Below are 17,413 nucleotides of genomic sequence, written 5' to 3' on the forward strand. Positions count from 1 at the left end.
TTTCTCCTCCCAAATCATTCATAGTGCAGCGCGTCGATGGGATTCAGGCGCGCCGCTTTCTTTGCCGGCAAATAGCCGAAGGCGATGCCGATGGCCATGGACACGCCCACCGCCACCAGGATGGAATCCACCGTGGGCACCACCGTCATGGCCTCGCCGGTGAGCTGTACGATCAGCACGCTGGCCACCGACGACATGGCATACCCCAAAATAATGCCCACAACGCCGCCCAGGGAACTGGTGGTGGCCGCCTCGATGACGAACTGCTGCATGATGTAGCGCTCCTTGGCGCCCAGGGCCTTGCGGATGCCGATCTCCCGAGTGCGCTCCGTGACAGACACCAGCATGATGTTCATGATGCCGATGCCGCCCACCACCAGGGAGATGGCGGCGATCACGGTGAGGATGGTGATCATCACATCGATCATGCTGTTCATCATGTCCAAAATCTCCGACATGCTGATCACCGCGTAAGCGTCGGAATCGTCGAAGACGTCGAAGAGCGCGTTTTCCACCACTTTTTTCGCCGCGGCGGACTGATCCTCATTGACCACGGTGATGGTATAGCTGTTGATGGTGCCGATGCCGGAAAGCCGGGCGGCCGTGGAGTAAGGGACGTACACCGCATCGTCGGTGCCGCCCTCGTCCGCCTCGTCCGCCTGCTGGGCCAGCACGCCCACAATGGTGAGCTTATTGGCTCCCACTTTGATGGTCTGGCCCACCGCGCTGCCGCCATAATAGGTGTCGGCCACATAGCTTCCCACCACGCAGATATGCTTGCGGGCGGAGACATCCACATACTGGATGCCCCGGCCCTGGGCCACCGTATAGCCCTTCATATTGAAATAGTCCTCACTGACGCCGGACACGGTGGTGGCGCTGTAGGTCTCGGTCCCCACCTTTACCGTGCCGGACATGGTCACGTTGGGAGAGAGCTGGTCCAGGTACTCGGGGTTCTCGTCCACGATCTCGTACATGTCGTCCACCGACACGCTGCGGGAAGAACTGCCCCGGCCGCTGACCATCACGGAAAGCGTATTGGTGCCAAGCTCCGCAAAGCTGTCCTCCATGTACTTCTGCATGCCGTTGCCCAATCCCACTATGACGATCACCGCCGTGATGCCGATGATGATTCCCAGCATGGTCAAAAAGGTCCGCATCTTGCTGGAAGCGATGTTTTTCAGCGCAAGGGTAAAGGATTCCGTCAGCTTCATGGGCGACCCCCCCTTCCGGCAAGAGACGGCGTCACCACCGCCTCCGGGGCATGGGCGTCGCCGTCGTATACCACCCGCCCGTCCTCCAGGCGGATGATCCGCTGGGCCTGAATGGCGATGGAGTTGTCGTGGGTGATGAGCACCACGGTGTTGCCCGCGTCGTGCAGCTGCTGGAGCAGGGAGAGCACCTCCCGGCCCGTCCGGGAGTCCAGCGCGCCGGTGGGCTCGTCGGCTAAAATCACCGCCGGTTCTCCTACCAGGGCCCTGGCGATGGAGACACGCTGCTGCTGGCCGCCGGAGAGCTGATTGGGCTTGTTTTTGACCTTGTCCCCCAGCCCCACCAGCTCCAGCGCCAGCTTCGCCCGCTCCCTCCGCTCGGCGCGGGGCACGCCGGCGTACATGAGAGGCATTTCCACATTCTCCAGCAGGTTCAGCTTGGGCAGCAGGTTGTACTGCTGGAAGATAAAGCCCAGGAGCTTGTTGCGGATTTCCGCCAGCTCGTTCTTGTTCATCTGGCCCACGTTCCGCCCATCCAGCAGATAGGTGCCGGAGGTGGGCACGTCCAGGCAGCCAATGATATTCATGCAGGTCGACTTGCCGGAACCGGACTGGCCCACAATGGCCACAAACTCTCCCCGCCGGATCTGCATGGAGATGTGGTCAGCCGCCCGGACGTCCGTATCACCCATGTGGTAGGTTTTACAGACGTCCTGGAACTCAATCAGCGCGCTCATCCCTGGGGCCCTCCCTCGGGTCCTCCCCCGTCAGGCGGCCCGCCGGCCTCGCCCTCGGTATAGACCGGCCCGCCCATCATCATGCTGTAGATGTCGCTGTACTGGGCCTCGGCCTTGATATAGGCCACCGTGTCGCCCTCCTGGAGGCCGCTGAGAATCTCAATGTAATCATCATCGCTGATGCCCGTCTCCACCTGGACGTAGACATATCCCTCCGGAGCCGCGTCCTCAAGGGCGTTGGCCGCGCTGGGGGAGGCGGAGGTGATCAGCACCTTGTTGCCCCGCTCCACGGCGCCGCCGGGGATGGCCAGGGCGTTGTCGGCCGCCGCCACGATGATCTCCGCGTCCACGTTCATACCCGGCAGCAGCCCGTCGGTCTCGTCGATGCGGATGGTGACGGGATAGCTGGTGGTTCCTCCGGTGGTGGTGCCCGCCACGGAGACCTTGGTGATGACGCCCTCGTAGCTCTTGCCCTCCACTGCGTCGGCGGTGATCTGTACCTTCTGCCCCACTTCCACAAGGCTAATGTCCAGTTCGTCGATGTTCAGCGTCATCTCCAGATAGCTCAGGTCGTAGATGGTGCAGAGCGTCTTTCCGGACTCCACCTTGTCGCCGGCCTTGTACTGCTTATCCACAATGGTGCCTGCGATGGGTGAGGTGATGGTGTAGTCGTCCATCTGATCCTGGGTGTTTTCCAGGGAAATCTCCGCGTTGCGCACGTTTTCGGAGGCGCTTTGCACCTGATTGTCAATGGTGTCGCCGCCTAAGGTCAGCACCGTCTGGCCCTTGGAGGCATAGCCGCCCTCGCTCACGTTGATGGCCGCCACCTCACCGGAAGCCGGCGCGGTGAGCACGCTCTCCGATTTATACTGGAGGGTGCCGCTGTCGCTGCTGCCCACGCCATTCACCGATGCCGTTGCGGACTGGGTGCTGGTCAGGGCGCCGCCGTTGGCCACCTGGATCGTCACCTGGCGGACAATGCGGTTGCCGGTGAGCACCTCGTCGCTGCCGGAGATGGCGCTGATGGAACCGGAGAGGGTCTCAAAGGAGCCGTCCAACGTCACGGCAGCCCCCTGTCCCACATAGAAGCTGGCTGCGTCGTCCGAGGGGAAGTGGACCTTCAGGGACAGTGTGCTGCTGTCCCTGATGGTGGCCAGGGTCTGGCCGGCGCTGACCTGGTCTCCTACGGAAACCTGGAGGCCGGACACCGTTCCCGAGGTCTTAGCCGTCAAATATTTGCTCTCCAGCGCCGACTCATAGCTTCTCCGGGCCTGGTTCAGCGAGAGCTCGGCCTTCTCCACATTGGTGGAGGAATCCGAGGAGTCGATCTCATAGAGCACCGTGTCCTTCTCCACAGTATCGCCTTCTTCAAAGCCCGCCGTCAGGATTTCCCCCTGGAGCAACGTGGTCACTGTGTAGGAGTTGGCCGGGGCCAGCGTTCCGCTGCCTGAGAGAATCTGAGAAATGGCACGGTATGCGGCCTGCTCTTCGGTGTATGTAGTCTGTGCCGCGGCGGGCTTGCCGCCGCATCCGCGCAGCACCACCACCGCCAGCACCGCCGCCGCCAGGGCAATCACCAGCCACTTCTTCCTTTTGCCGCCTTTGAAGGGATGCCCTCCGGGCCGCTTTTTCTTCTCCTCCTGCCCGGCGGGAGCGGACAGGGCCTCCTCAGTTTGACTGCACACTTCGTTTTCCATGTCAGGGATTCCTTTCTTGCGTCTTTATTTCATGTTTCCATCTAATTGAAGCCATCAAGAGGTTACCACTTTAACATAAAACGAACCTGAAAAATACACATATTTTGTAAACAATCCGCCCCGGAAAGCCTCTGCCGTGCAGAAAATCCGCGGCAGGCCCTCTGGATTTTTGTGTATTATTTTTTCTGCTTTTTTTCCATGGGCTCCAGGGTTTGGCGCCTCGTTCAGGCGTCCGTTCTCCGGTGAACCGGAATCGTCCGCAGGGTTGCCTTTCCCCGGCGCGGGGCGTATACTTGTCTCATCTCCGCGGCGGACTTTGGCATGGCGCGGCGCCGCTCCAAGGGGCGGGACAGATCGGATTTCAGGAGGCATGTTATGAAAATTTCGGGACTGCAAAAGGTGACGCTGCTGGATTACCCCGGTAAGGTGGCGGCCACCGTGTTCACACCAGGGTGCAATCTGCGCTGCCCCTTCTGCCACAATGCCTCTCTGGTCTTGCAGCCCGGCGGGGAAGACTTCCCGCCGGAGGAGGTCCTTGGTTTTTTGAAAAAGCGCCGGGGCGTATTGGACGGAGTCTGCGTCAGCGGCGGAGAGCCCCTGCTCCAGCCGGACCTAAGTGACTTTTTGGGCCGCGTCCAAGCCCTGGGCTTTGCCGTGAAGCTGGATACCAACGGCACCAATCCCGCCCTGCTGGGCCGCCTCATCCGGGAGGGACTGGTGGATTATGTGGCCATGGATGTCAAGAACAGCCGGGAGCGGTATGGGCAGACCGTCGGCGTCCCCGGCTTTGACTGCTCGGCCGTGGAGGAGAGCGTAAGCCTGCTGCTCCGCGGGACCGTGGACTATGAGTTCCGCACCACCGTGGTCCGCGGCCTCCACGATGATGAAAGCTTTTCCGCCATCGCCGACTGGATCGGCGGCGCCAAACGCTACTTTCTCCAGAACTTTGTGGACAGCGGCGATCTGATCTCCCCCTGTGAGGGCTTTTCCCGCCAGGAGATGGAGGGATTCCTCCGCCTGCTCTCCGGACGGATGGCCCATGTGGAGCTCCGGGGGATATAGCATCTTGTAGCTCCACCACCCTGTAGGATACCAAATCTTGCAGGGTGTTTTTGTATAGTTTTTTCAATGCGAATACTTTTTGTATTGGTTTTAGAAGGGCCCACCCATTTCCCTTGTTTTATGTAAAGTGAACAGGGCTTCCGAATACCATTTGTACTACAATATCTTGTGCCACTATTTGATTATTTAAACAAGATATGGTATTTTTCGCATTGACCTGTCTCAGGGAGTGTGCTATGATAAGAATAAGCGGCGGCAGTTGTGCGCTGCCGGCTCCAACATATGATACTACTCAAGACAGGTGGGAGATTTCATGTACGACGTTATCAAGCGCGACGGCAAAATTGTATCCTTTGATCTTTCCAAGATCGGCGCCGCCATCACCAAGGCCTTTGACGCCCAGAACAGGCAGTACAACCCCGACATCATCGACATGCTGGCCCTGCGGGTGACCGCCGATTATGAGCCCAAGGTCAAAGACGGCAGGATCAGCGTGGAGGACATTCAGGACAGTGTGGAGTCCGTCCTTCAAAAAGCCGGATACACCGACGTGGCCAAGTGCTACATCCTCTACCGCAAGCAGCGGGAAAAGATCCGCAATATGAAGAGCACCATCCTGGACTATAAAGAGGTGGTGGACAACTATGTTAAGATCAACGACTGGCGGGTCAAGGAAAACTCCACCGTCACCTACTCGGTGGGCGGACTGATCCTGTCCAACAGCGGCGCCATCACCGCCAACTACTGGCTCTCCGAGATCTATGACGATGAGATCTCCAATGCCCACCGCAGCGGCGACATCCACATCCACGACCTCTCCATGCTCACCGGCTATTGCGCCGGATGGAGCCTCAAGCAGCTGATCCAGGAGGGATTGGGCGGCATCCGGGGCAAGATCACCTCCTCCCCTGCCAGTCACCTGAGCACATTGTGCAACCAGATGGTCAACTTCCTGGGCATCATGCAGAACGAGTGGGCCGGCGCCCAGGCGTTCTCCAGCTTTGACACCTACCTCGCCCCCTTCGTCAAGGCGGACAACCTCTCCCAGAAAGAGGTGAAGCAATGCATCCAGTCTTTTGTCTACGGCGTCAACACGCCCTCCCGCTGGGGCACTCAGGCACCCTTCACCAACATCACCCTGGACTGGACCGTGCCCAAGGACCTGGAACACCTGCCGGCCATTGTGGGCGGCAAGGAGATGGGTTTCACCTATGGCGAGTGCAAGCAGGAAATGGATATGGTGAACAAGGCCTTCATTGAAATCATGATTGAGGGCGACGCCAACGGCCGCGGCTTCCAGTATCCCATTCCCACCTACTCCATCACCCGCGACTTTGACTGGAGCGAGACAGAGAACAACAAGCTTCTCTTTGAGATGACCGCCAAGTACGGCACCCCTTACTTCTCCAACTACATCAACTCCGACATGGAGCCCTCCGACGTGCGCAGCATGTGCTGCCGGCTGCGGCTGGACCTGCGGGAGCTGCGCAAAAAGTCCGGCGGCTACTTCGGCTCCGGCGAATCCACCGGCTCCGTGGGAGTCGTCACCATCAACATGCCCCGCATCGCGTATTTGTCCAAAACGCCGGAGGAATTCTATCAGCGCCTGGACAAGATGATGGACATCAGCGCCCGCAGCCTGAAGGTCAAGCGCACCATCATCACCAAGCTGCTGGATGAGGGCCTGTATCCCTATACCAAGCATTACCTGGGCACCTTTGACAACCACTTCTCCACCATCGGCCTGATCGGCATGAACGAGGCCTGCCTCAACGCCCGCTGGCTGGGTGAAGACCTGACCCACGCCCAGGCCCAGCAGTTTACCAAAGAGGTCCTGAACCACATGCGCGAACGGCTCAGCGATTACCAGGAGGAATACGGCGACCTCTATAACCTGGAGGCCACCCCCGCCGAATCCACCACCTACCGCCTGGCCAAGCACGATGTGGAGAAATACCCGGACATCATCACCGCCTCCGAGCACGGAAAGACCCCCTATTACACCAACTCCTCCCATCTGCCTGTGGGCTTCACCGACGATGTGTTCGAGGCCCTGGACATCCAGGACGAGCTCCAGACCCTCTACACCAGCGGCACCGTCTTCCATGCCTTTTTGGGCGAGAAGTTGCCCTCCTGGCAGGCCGCGGCGGCACTGGTGCGCAAGATCGCCGAAAACTACAAGCTGCCCTATTACACCCTGTCCCCCACTTATTCCGTGTGCAAGAACCACGGCTACCTGGCCGGTGAACAGTTCGTCTGCCCGGAATGCGGCGAGCCGGCGGAGGTCTATTCCCGCATCACGGGGTACTACCGCCCGGTCCAGAACTGGAATGACGGCAAGGCCGAGGAGTTCAAAGAGCGCAAGCTCTACAACATCTCCACCTCCCGCCTGAAGCAGGAGGGCCGGCCCCCCCGGCGGCAGGAGGAACTGCTTTCCGCTGATCATGCCGGGGCCTTCCTCTTCACCACAAAAACCTGCCCCAACTGCCAGCTGGCCAAGGACGCCCTCTCCCGTTCCGGCATCCTCTATACTGTCATCGACGCGGAGGAGCAGCCCGAGCTTGCGCGAAAGTACAAGGTTATCTCCGCCCCCACGCTGCTGGTCTCAGACGGGGCCCAGGCGCGGAAGTACACCGGTGCCTCCGCCATTGCCGAGTTCGCCGAACAGGGGATCGCGTGAGACAAAGTTTGACTCCGTAATCCATTGCCATCCAGAGAAGCGCTGGAGATCGCAAGATTTCCGGCGCTTCTCTATTTTTGATGCAAAACTTTCATCCTTTCCATGAAATTATTTCTTTACGAAATATTTATGCAAAATATCTTGCAAATCCCAGAAAAGGGGCTACAATACAAACTGCTGGCATTCCGGCAGCTGCCGAATGGCAGCCATTCCTGCGGTGGATGGAAGTCCTCCGCGCGTTTTGTTTGTATTGGAAAAGGAGATATCGTTGTGGTTTCGTATCAGTTTTTGATGGATCTTGCATTGATCCTGCTCAGCACCAAGCTGCTCAGCATGGCCACCCTGAAAATACATATGCCCCAGGTGGTGGGTTCGCTGATGGCCGGATTGATTTTAGGGCCCTCGATCCTCAATGTGCTGACGGAGACCCAGTTCCTCTCCGAGATGAGTGAGTTGGGCGTCATTGTGCTGATGTTCACCGCCGGCCTCGGCACCGACATCAAGGAGCTGAAAAAAGCCGGGAAATCCGGCTTCCTGGTGGCATTGTGCGGCGTGCTGGTGCCGCTGGTCATGGGCGCCGGCCTCGCCTACTTCGGCGGCCAGGCGGGGCTCATCGACATCGGCGGATTCCTTTCCGACCTCTTTGTGGGCACCATCCTCACCGCCACCTCCGTCAGCATCACGGTGGAGACCCTTAAAGAGATGGGCAAGCTGAATACCGCCGTGGGCAACACCATCCTGGCCGCTGCCCTGATCGACGACGTCCTGGGCCTGATCGTCCTGACCCTGGTCTCCAGCTTTGCCGGCGACGGTGCCAACATCTATCTTGTACTGGTCAAGATTGCCCTGTTCTTCGTATTCGCCCTTGTCCTTGGGCTGCTGGCCGTCCGCTTTTTCGATTGGATGACGGAGCGTAGCAGCGGCCGCGACCTGCACCGCTTCCCGCTGATGGCCTTTGTCCTGTGCCTGGTGATGTCCTACTGCGCGGAGGTCTACTTCGGTGTGGCGGATATCATCGGTGCCTTTGGAGCCGGTTTGGCAGTGGCCTCCACCTCCAAAGCGAAATTCATTGAATCCAAGTTTGAGCCCATCTCGTCGCTGCTGCTGACGCCCATTTTCTTTGCCAGCATCGGCATCAGCGCCCAGCTCCCGGCGGCCAGCGGCAAGATGCTCCTCTTCTCCGTGCTGCTCCTTGCGGTGGCCGTGTTCTCCAAGCTGGTGGGCTGCGGCCTTGGCGCAAAGATCTGCCATTTCGACAGCCAGGAGTGCGTCCAGATCGGAACCGGCATGGCCTGCCGCGGCGAGGTGGCCCTGATTGTGGCCAACAAGGGCCTTTCCATGGGCGTGCTGAACAGCATGTTCATGGGGCCTGTGATCATCACGGTCATCTGCTGCTCCATCCTGACGCCTGTGATGCTCAAGGTGCTTTTCCGCAACCAGACCGAGGTCTCCCTTCAGGAGAGCAACCTGGTGGACAAATACAGCGAGACCGAGCAGTTGGACCTGGTTTCAGAGCAGCTGCTGCAGGCCAACCGCGCCCTGATGGAGGGCGGTGCAAAGGCAAAAGCACCCAAAAAGCCCAAGCAGCGCAGGCAGCCGGTCCGTGCATGCGCGGTCAAGGAGAAATAAAAACAGCGCGAACGCAGCCTGCGTATTTACCGGCCGTGGGCGCTGAAGCTTTCAATCCCTCGGCCGCGGCGCAGCCAACCGGGTCAAAGTACGAAAAAAGAGCCTGTCCCGTTTCGGGGCAGGCTCTTTTTATATCCGGTTCGCCTTACGCCTCCTGTTCGCTTCGCTCTCCGCCCAGGAGGCACTTCTCCTTCCAGACGCCCTTCTTCCAGCGCCACAAAAACAGTGCCGCCCTGGTCACCTCGTCCGCCGCCATGGCAGCCCAGAGGCCCGATAGGCCCCATCCACAGGCCACGCTCAGCACATAGCCGCCGCCCACGCCGAAGAGCCACGCAAAAATCACGCACAGCGTAATGGGAAATTGGATGTCGCCGCAGGCCTGGAGCACACGGCACATGGTCATGTTCACAGCACGGCCCAGCTCCAGCGGGATTTCCAGCAGCATGATGGTTTTCGCCAGGGCAATGACCTGGGGGTCCTTGGTGAAGAGGCCATACACCGGTTCACAGAAGAGGTACAGGAGGATCGACACGGCGCCGGAGGCCGCCGCCGACAGAGCCAGTGTCCTGCGGACGCTGCGCTCCGTGCCCTCCGTGTCCCCTGCGCCCATCAGCCGGGCGGCCACCACCTGGCAGGCCTGTGCCATGGCGCAGGCGCACAGGTACGTCACGTTGGCAAACATGGTGGCATAGACCCGGGTATTCACCACAAAGGCCGCGAAACGGTTGCAGATGGTCTGGATGCACACCTGGGACAGGTTGTAGGAGACCGACTCGCCGCCGGCGGGCAGGCCGATGCGCAGCAGCTTTTTCAGCTGCATCCAGGGAAAGGGCAAAAGGCTGCTGCGCACCTGGGCGAACCCAAACTTTTTTGCAAACAGGGCACCGATGATCAAAAGGCCGATCAAACGGGAGATGGTGCTGGACAGCGCGGCCCCAGCCACGCCGAAAGCCGGCAGCCCATAGGGCCCGCCGATGAGCAGGGCGTTGCCCAAAATGTTGATCCCGTTCATCACAACGGATACGGCCATGGTATCCCGCATCAGCTGGCTGGAGCGGAAAAAAGCGGTAAAGGTCAGGTACAGGGACTGGAACACCATGCCCGCCCCCACGATCTGCATATAGACGCAGGCCTTGTGGAAAATCTCCTCATGGACGCCCATCAGCCGCAGGATCGGCCCGCAGCCCGCGATCAGAACCAGGCTTACCGCAATGCCGAACACGAAGTTCATGGCCAGGGAGGCCGCGTAGGTCTCCCCCACCCGCTTGGTGTCCCTTGCGCCGATGTACTGGGACACCAGGATCATGGACGCCGTGGACACCACGGAGAAGACCAGCAGCAAAAGGCTTGTCACCTGGTTGGCATTGCCGATGGCCCCCACGCCGTTGGGGTCGTGCCAGCCCACCATGATCTGATCCACGTTGCCCACCAGCAGCTGCAGCAGCAGCTCCACAAAAATCGGCCCACTGAGGGCCAGGATGTCGTTTTCTTTTCTGCGCCGGTTCAGCGGCGCGCCCGTTGTCCCCATCTTTGTTCTCCTCCATTGGTTTGACACTTTATTATACGAATCTCCGTGCGGAAAACAAGAGGAAACTTATACAGAATTTGCGAAAAAGCAGCCCCGGATTCTTTCTATCCGGGGCTGCTTTCAAACTGCGGGAAGGCTCATCAAAACTCCAGGTTCTTTCCGGTCTCCCTGCTGAACACATGGGCCACATTTCCGCCAAAGGAAAAGGCCACTTCCTGACCGATGGAAAAAGTCTCCCGCTGATTTCCCTCCATGTCCATGGTGGGCACGATGATGATGGTGTCGGCGCCGCAGGCGCTGACGTGCAGGTGCACGGCGCTGCCCATCATCTCGCTGACGTCCACCGTACCGTGGATGGCGTTGCGCTCGCCCAAAAGGGCGATGTGCTCCGGCCGCACGCCAAGAGTGACGCTCTGAGGCTCCACGCCGTTTTGTTCCAGCCGCCGCTGCTTTTCCTCGCTGAGCGTCACGCTGACGCCTTCTAACTCCACTGTGTACTTGCCGTCCCTGCACAGCTCCGCCTCATAGAAATTCATCCTGGGCATGCCGATAAAGCCCGCCACGAACACATTGGCCGGGTGGTCAAAGACCTCCTGGGGCGTGCCGATCTGCTGCACCAACCCGTCCTTCATGATGACGATCCGGTCGCCCAACGTCATGGCCTCGGTCTGGTCGTGGGTCACATAGATGAAGGTGGTGTCGATGCGGCTTCTCAGCTTGATGATCTCCGAGCGCATCTGGTTGCGCAGCTTGGCATCCAGGTTGCTCAGCGGCTCATCCATCAAAAACACCTTGGGATCCCGGACAATGGCGCGGCCGATGGCCACACGCTGGCGCTGGCCGCCGGAGAGGGCCTTGGGCTTGCGGTCCAGGTACTGGGTGATGTCTAAAATTTCCGCCGCCTGGCGCACCTTCCGGTCGATCTCCTCCCTGGGCGCCTTTTTCAGCTTCAGGGAAAAGGCCATATTCTCATAGACGGTCATGTGGGGATAGAGGGCGTAGTTCTGGAACACCATGGCGATGTCCCGGTCCTTGGGCGCCACATCGTTCATCAGCTTGCCGTCGATCCACAGCTCACCGCCGGAAATCTCCTCCAGCCCGGCAATCATCCGCAGCGTGGTGGACTTTCCGCAGCCGGAAGGGCCCACCAGCACGATGAACTCCCGGTCCTTGACCTCCAGGTTGAAGTCCTGGACCGCCAGGACCCCCTCCTCCGTGACGGCAAGGGCGCTCTTTTTCTGCTCACCCTTCCTCTTTTTCCCGGAATCCGTGTTGGGGTAGACCTTTTTGATGTGTTTGAGAATCACTTCTGCCATCTTCACAGCTTTGACTGCAATGCCTCCGCACGGCAGACTCACGGCCGGCCCTGGGCCGCGCCGCATTACGGCAGGTCTCCACACTGCCGCACCGCAAGCTCAGCGGGTTGACTGTTCCTCCTTTTGTTCTCCCTTGCCCTATTTTGTGGAGTAGGGCAGAGGCAGCGGATTGAAGCTTCCTGAGGTCACCATAGCACAAAATCCGGCCAATGTAAACGTTTCCGGCAAATTTTGAGCCAACGCGATGCGGCCGGTTTTCGCTTCATAGAGGCAGGGAAACGGCTCCCGCTGAGGCGGGAGCCGCAGGTTTGCTCACTTGTCAAACAGCCTGGCGGAGCGCTGCAGCTCATCGATGATGCGGATGTGCTGGGGACAGGCGGCTTCACACTGGCCGCAGCCGATGCAGTCCGAGGCCCTGACGCCTTCCCGGGTGGCGAAGGAGTAATTCCCCCTGGCCCCCGTAAGGTTCTGATAGACCAGGTAGTTGTTCATGGCCTTGAAGATGCCTGGAATATCCACGCCCTGGGGACAGCCTTTGACGCAGTACTGGCACTCCGTGCAGGGCACCCTTGGGATCTGATCCAGCGCGGCTCGGACCTCCGCCACCGCCTGCTGCTCTTCATCGCCCAGGGGCGTGAACCCTTTCATGACCGAGAGGTTGTCCCGCACCTGATCCAAGTTGGACATGCCGGAGAGCACGGTGACAAGCCCGGGCAGCGAGGCGGCAAAGCGGATGCCCCAGGAGGCGGTGGACCAGTCGGGGTGCAGCCTCCGGAAGGGCCCGGTCACCTCCTCAGGCAGTCCCGCCAGGGAGCCGCCCTTCACAGGCTCCATGATGATCACAGGCTTTCCGTGGGCCCGGGCCACCTCATAACACCTGCGGGACTGGACGCTCTCGCTCTCCCAGTCGGCGTAGTTGATCTGAAGCTGGACAAACTCCACCTCCGGGTGATGCTCCAACAGGCCCTCCAGCACATCGGCCTTGTCGTGGAAGGAAAAGCCCAGGTGGCGGATCAGCCCCTCCGCCTTGCGCTGGGCCAGAAACTCCCAGATTCCATAGTCGTCAAAATAGTGTGTGCGGCCGCCGCCCAGGTTATGCAGCAGATAGAAGTCAAAATATCCGGCCCCCGTGCGCCTGAGGGAGGTCCAGAACATCTCCTGGGCCTCCTGCGCACTCTTTGCCCCGGCCCAGGCCGGAAGTTTGGTGGCCAAAAGGAAGCTCCCGCGGGGATGGCGGTCCACCAGCACGGCCTTGACGGCCTCCTCCGATCGTCCGTCCAAATACCCGTAAGCGGTGTCAAAGTATGTAAATCCGTTCTCCAGCATCAGGTCTGCCATCTGAGCCGTCTGCTCCAAATCCACGCTGCCGTCACTGAGCATGGGCAGCCGCATCATGCCAAATCCAAGCTTCGGCATTTCTTCTCCCAAATATGCCATACGCGTCCTCCTTCTTTCCATATGAGTGTTCCCTTTCATTGTACTTGGTACAAAATTCTTTGTCAAATGATGATTCAAAAAGTCCCCGCCGCACTTGGTGCGGCGGGGCAGGGCATTTATTTCTTTCGCCGGCAGGCCGGGGGGATTCCAAGTTCGCCCCGGTATTTGGCCACTGTGCGGCGGGACAGATGGATGTTCATGCCGGCCAGGGCAGAGCTGAGCACCTCGTCGGACAGCGGCTTCTCCGGCGGCTCGGCGGCGATCAGCTTCTTGATCTGCAGCTTGGCGCTGGCGGAGGAGACCCCCGATCCCTCCTCAGACTGGAGGGAGGTGGTGAAGAGGCTGCGGAGGCTGACGATGCGGCTGCCCACCTGGATATACTTGTCCTTCACTGCCCGGCTCACGGTGGAGGTGTTCACCCCCAACGTCTCTGCCACCTGGGCCATGGTCATGGGCCGCAGGTCCTCATCCCGGGTAAAAAATCCCTCCTGCAGCCGGACAATCACGTCCAAAAGCCGGAACATGGTGTTCTGCCGCTCCTCCAAACTGGAGATCAGCGTGTTGGCCTCCGCCAGCTTCTCCTTCAGGTAGAGATGGGCCTCCTTGGAGTCGGTGCTCTCCAAGAGTGCGCAGTTTTCCCGGCTGATAGAGACCTGGGGCAGCACCGTGCTGTTCATCTCAATGACCATGCCGCCCTGGGCACCGCGGCGGACCGTGGCCTCGGGAATGGTGTAGACGGTGCGGGAACCGGTGTAAAACCCGCTGGAGGGAATGGGGTTCAGGCTGCGGATGTCGGCGGCCGCCCGCTTCACGTCCGCCTTGCTGACACCCAACAGCCTGGAGAGGCCGTCCAGGTCGTTTTTGGCCAGCAGCGGCAGCCCGTCCCGCACCAGATGGATATTCACCGCGTTGAAATGCTCCCCCTGTACCAGTTGGAGCAAAAGGCACTCCGATAGGCTCCTGGCGCCCACGCCCGGTGGATCCAGGCTCTGCACCACATAAAGGGCCTGCTCCAGCTCAAAGTGGTCGCAGCCCAAGTCCTCCGCCAACTCGTTCAAGGGGCAGTCCAGATATCCGGCGGAGTTCAGGCAGCCCACTAAGTACTGGCACATGGCCTGCATGGCGTTGTCCAGCCCGGTCATCTGGCCCAGCTGGCTGTTGAGATAGTCGGAAAAGGATTCCGGCTGAGAGGCAAAATTGGAAAAATTCCGGTCCTCGCCGCCCCCGTTTTCCCAAATGATCTGCTCCCGGCGCTCAATGGGCAGATCCCGCAGCTCCTCCCGTGCCACGGCGGCTTTTTGCAGCTCCACCATCTCCTCCCCCAACGGCGGGTCCTCCACTTCCAAAACCGGGTTGGACATGGACGCCTCCTGGAGAAAGTCCCGCAGTGAAATGGCCGGGAGCTGGAGAATCTGGAGCGACTGGCGCATCTTCTGGGTCAGCGTGAGCCGGTAAGTCTGGCTCAGACTCTGGTCAAGAATCACAATGCTTCCCCCTCTTTCGCATCTTTACGCGGCGGCTGACTGCCGCATCCATCGCGGCTGCCGCTTCATCACAATCTATTCGTGGCTATTATACCAGTTTCCCCTTTGTTTGAAAAGAACGAAGTTGGGCGTTTGGGGCTATCTAAGCAAAATCAGGCAGCCCCATTCAGGGCTGCCTTCCTTCTTTACTCCGCCGCCTGAGGGCCGCTGCCGAAGAGCACGAACAGGTAAGGCGCCATCTGTCTGCAAACGCGCCGGCCAAAAATCCATGCCCCTACGAAATGGCTCCATTCAGATCTCTGGGAGAGATGGCGGTCCCCAACGGCCCGGCCCCGCCACTCACATCCATTTGTTCCGCCACCTCATCCGATTCCCTTACCATCAAACGGTTCGCATCACACACCGTTGACCACATGGATGGGCCGGCCCGCAAGATATGCCTTCACCGTCTCCACCGCGCAGTCCATGATCCGCTGGCGGCTCTCCTTCGGTGCCCAGGCGATGTGGGGCGTAATGATGCAGTTTTTTGCACTGAGCAAAGGGTTATCCCCACGGATCGGCTCTGTAGAGGCCACATCCAGCCCGGCAGCCGCCACCTTTCCGGAATTGAGCGCGTCTGCCAGGTCCTGCTCCACCACCAGCTGGCCGCGGCTGTTGTTCAGCAAAATCACACCGTCCTTCATTTTCTCAATGGTCTCCCGGTTGATGAGCCCCTCAGTCTCCGCGAACAGCGGGCAGTGGAGGGAAATCACGTCGGAACGCCGGAGCAGCTCCTCTAACTCCACGTACTCCGCGATTTGCTTCCCCTCCTCCGTGGGGCGGGAGCCGGCAGCCAGTACCTCCATGCCCATAGCCTTTGCAATCCGGCCCGTGCGGCGGCCGATGCGGCCAAAGCCGATGATGCCCATGGTCTTCCCCTCCAACTCGATGAGCGGGTAGTCCCAGTAGCACCAGTCGGCGCTGCGGCTCCACCCACCGGCGTGGACGGAGTCGCTGTGGGCTCCGATGTGGTGGCAGATCTCCAACAGCAGCGCAATGGCGAACTGTCCTACGGCGGCGGTGCCGTAGGCGGGCACGTTGGAGACCGGGATGCCCTTCCGGGCCGCGTAGGCGCAGTCCACCACGTTATAGCCCGTGGCCAGCACGCCGATCATCCGGATTCCCGGACAGCAGTCCAAAACCCGCCTGGTGATGGGGGTTTTGTTGGTCAGTACAATCTCCGCACCGCCGATGCGGCGGATGGCCTCCTCCTCATCCGTCAGGGAGGTGCGGTCATAGACCGTCAGATCGCCCAGCCGCTCCAGCTCTCCCCAGCTCAAATCGCCCGGGTTCTCCGTATAGCCGTCCAGTACCACAAGTTTCATATGATGCGCCTCCTTTTTCTTCTCTCACTATATCGGCCGCCTCAGGTAAAGTCAACAAAAAAGGAGCCGGAGTTTCCTCCGGCTCCCTATGTATGGGAGAATCAGATCTTGTTTGCGGGGCAGGTGGGCTTTTCGCCGTTGCAGACGCGCACCAGGTCATTTGCCACGTTGGTGCAGCAGTTGATGACGGACTCCTCGGTGGTGGCTGCGGTGTGAGGAGTCAGAACCACGTTCTCCAGGGTCAGCAGCGGCATGCTGGACTCGCACAGGGGCTCGGGCTCGTAGACGTCCAGGCCGGCGGCATACAGCGTGCCGTCCTGAAGCGCCTTCACCAGCTCCTCTTCCTTGATCAGGCCGCCGCGGGCCACGTTGATGAAGATGGCGCGGGGCTTCATCAGCTTGAACTGCTCCATGCCGATGGTCTTCTCGGTGGCAGGCATCAGGGGCAGGTGCACGCTGATGAAATCACCATTTTTGTAAATTTCCTCGGCGTTGTCCTTCAGCTCAATGGCCAGATCGCCCAACTGCTCCTGGGTGATGTAAGGATCGTAGCCGATGACCTTCATGCCCATGCCGATGGCCTTGGTGGCCACCAGGCGGGAGATGCGGCCGCAGCCGATCAGGCCCAGGGTCTTGCCCTGAATCTCAAAGGTGTTCTGCAGGCCCATGCGGACCCAGAAGTTGCCCTTGTGGAACTCGCGGTCCACATAGTTGAAGCGGCGGGCGGTCATCAGCATCAGCATGATGGCGTGCTCAGCCACAGCGTTGGCGTTGCCCGCGGGGAAGAACACCACCTGGATCTTCTTCTCGGTGGCATACTCCATGTCGATGTTGTCCAGGCCGGCACCCTGCTTGCCAATGCCCTTGAGGTTGCGGCAAGTGTCCATCATCGCCTTGGTGACAGGCTCCGTGCGGCACATGATCACGTCGGGCTGGAACTCCTCCAGCTCCTTCACATAGACCTCTTCGCTGATCTCAGAGGCGGTTTTCACCTCAAAATCATTGCTCTCAAAAATATCCGTTGCCACTTGGCTCAAATGGTTGGTATAGTATACCTTAAACTTGCTCATAAATCGTTCCCCCTACAATTTGAAATTGTAATAAAAATTTTTCTGTTGGCCGCATTCCGCTTGAAAATCATCTTGCAAAATCCGCTGTTTTTTTCTATTTTGCAGGAACAAATTCATTATAGCAATGTATTTACAGATTAGCAAGCAAATCATACTCACTTTTGTGAGAAAATTTAGGGGGATTTTCGTGCAGATTGC

General features: G+C 59.6%; 12 protein-coding genes. 3 read left to right on the forward strand and 9 right to left on the reverse strand.

All coding sequences use genetic code 11. The features are described 5' to 3' along the window. Window positions 1-14: 14 nt before the first annotated feature. From H8790_RS09090 to H8790_RS09100, 3 genes are read right to left on the reverse strand one after another with little or no spacing between them, the layout of a single operon-like run. Complete coding sequence (locus H8790_RS09090; protein ID WP_187332219.1) at window positions 15-1,214, reverse strand: ABC transporter permease; 1,200 nt, start codon at window positions 1,212-1,214, stop codon at window positions 15-17. Continuing rightward, on the reverse strand, window positions 1,211-1,948 hold the full coding sequence (locus tag H8790_RS09095; RefSeq protein ID WP_187332220.1) for an ABC transporter ATP-binding protein: 738 nt from the start codon (window positions 1,946-1,948) through the stop codon (window positions 1,211-1,213). Before H8790_RS09095 ends, H8790_RS09090 begins: the two co-directional genes overlap by 4 nt. Further along, a complete protein-coding gene (locus tag H8790_RS09100) occupies window positions 1,945-3,645 on the reverse strand; it encodes an efflux RND transporter periplasmic adaptor subunit (RefSeq protein ID WP_187332221.1) in 1,701 nt (566 codons plus the stop codon). The genes H8790_RS09095 and H8790_RS09100 overlap by 4 nt, the downstream gene beginning before the upstream one ends. A gap of 375 nt (window positions 3,646-4,020) precedes the next feature. Here H8790_RS09100 and H8790_RS09105 point away from each other — a divergent pair, with 375 nt between their 5' ends. From H8790_RS09105 to H8790_RS09115, 3 genes are all read left to right on the forward strand, one after another. Further along, window positions 4,021-4,707 (forward strand): anaerobic ribonucleoside-triphosphate reductase activating protein, encoded by a 687-nt coding sequence (locus H8790_RS09105; protein ID WP_187332222.1) that lies wholly within the window; start codon window positions 4,021-4,023, stop codon window positions 4,705-4,707. Window positions 4,708-5,020: 313 nt separating this feature from the next. Then, on the forward strand, window positions 5,021-7,387 hold the full coding sequence (locus H8790_RS09110) for a ribonucleoside triphosphate reductase (protein WP_187332223.1): 2,367 nt from the start codon (window positions 5,021-5,023) through the stop codon (window positions 7,385-7,387). Window positions 7,388-7,657: 270 nt separating this feature from the next. Beyond that, on the forward strand, window positions 7,658-9,016 hold the full coding sequence (locus H8790_RS09115) for a cation:proton antiporter (protein ID WP_187332224.1): 1,359 nt from the start codon (window positions 7,658-7,660) through the stop codon (window positions 9,014-9,016). Window positions 9,017-9,161: 145 nt separating this feature from the next. Here H8790_RS09115 and H8790_RS09120 read toward each other — a convergent pair whose 3' ends face one another. From H8790_RS09120 to H8790_RS09145, 6 genes are all read right to left on the reverse strand, one after another. Then, the gene (locus H8790_RS09120; RefSeq protein WP_187332225.1) at window positions 9,162-10,544 is read right to left on the reverse strand and encodes an MATE family efflux transporter; all 1,383 of its coding nucleotides are present in this window, start codon (window positions 10,542-10,544) and stop codon (window positions 9,162-9,164) included. A 140-nt stretch (window positions 10,545-10,684) separates the two neighbouring features. Then, window positions 10,685-11,860 carry an ABC transporter ATP-binding protein gene (locus H8790_RS09125; protein ID WP_187334276.1) on the reverse strand — a complete coding sequence of 392 codons (1,176 nt, stop codon included), beginning with the start codon at window positions 11,858-11,860 and terminating at the stop codon, window positions 10,685-10,687. Between the two features lie 312 nt (window positions 11,861-12,172). Beyond that, a complete protein-coding gene (locus H8790_RS09130; RefSeq protein ID WP_187332226.1) occupies window positions 12,173-13,297 on the reverse strand; it encodes an aldo/keto reductase in 1,125 nt (374 codons plus the stop codon). Between the two features lie 116 nt (window positions 13,298-13,413). Then, entirely contained in the window at window positions 13,414-14,781 is a 1,368-nt protein-coding gene (gene rpoN / locus H8790_RS09135) for an RNA polymerase factor sigma-54 (RefSeq protein WP_187332227.1), read from the reverse strand. A gap of 395 nt (window positions 14,782-15,176) precedes the next feature. Continuing rightward, window positions 15,177-16,145, reverse strand: a complete 969-nt coding sequence (locus tag H8790_RS09140; RefSeq protein WP_187332228.1) for a D-2-hydroxyacid dehydrogenase — start codon at window positions 16,143-16,145, stop codon at window positions 15,177-15,179. A gap of 101 nt (window positions 16,146-16,246) precedes the next feature. Continuing rightward, complete coding sequence (locus H8790_RS09145; protein WP_187332229.1) at window positions 16,247-17,215, reverse strand: hydroxyacid dehydrogenase; 969 nt, start codon at window positions 17,213-17,215, stop codon at window positions 16,247-16,249. Window positions 17,216-17,413: the final 198 nt, after the last annotated feature.

This window comes from Oscillibacter hominis (assembly GCF_014334055.1).
GTDB lineage: Bacteria > Bacillota > Clostridia > Oscillospirales > Oscillospiraceae > Oscillibacter > Oscillibacter hominis.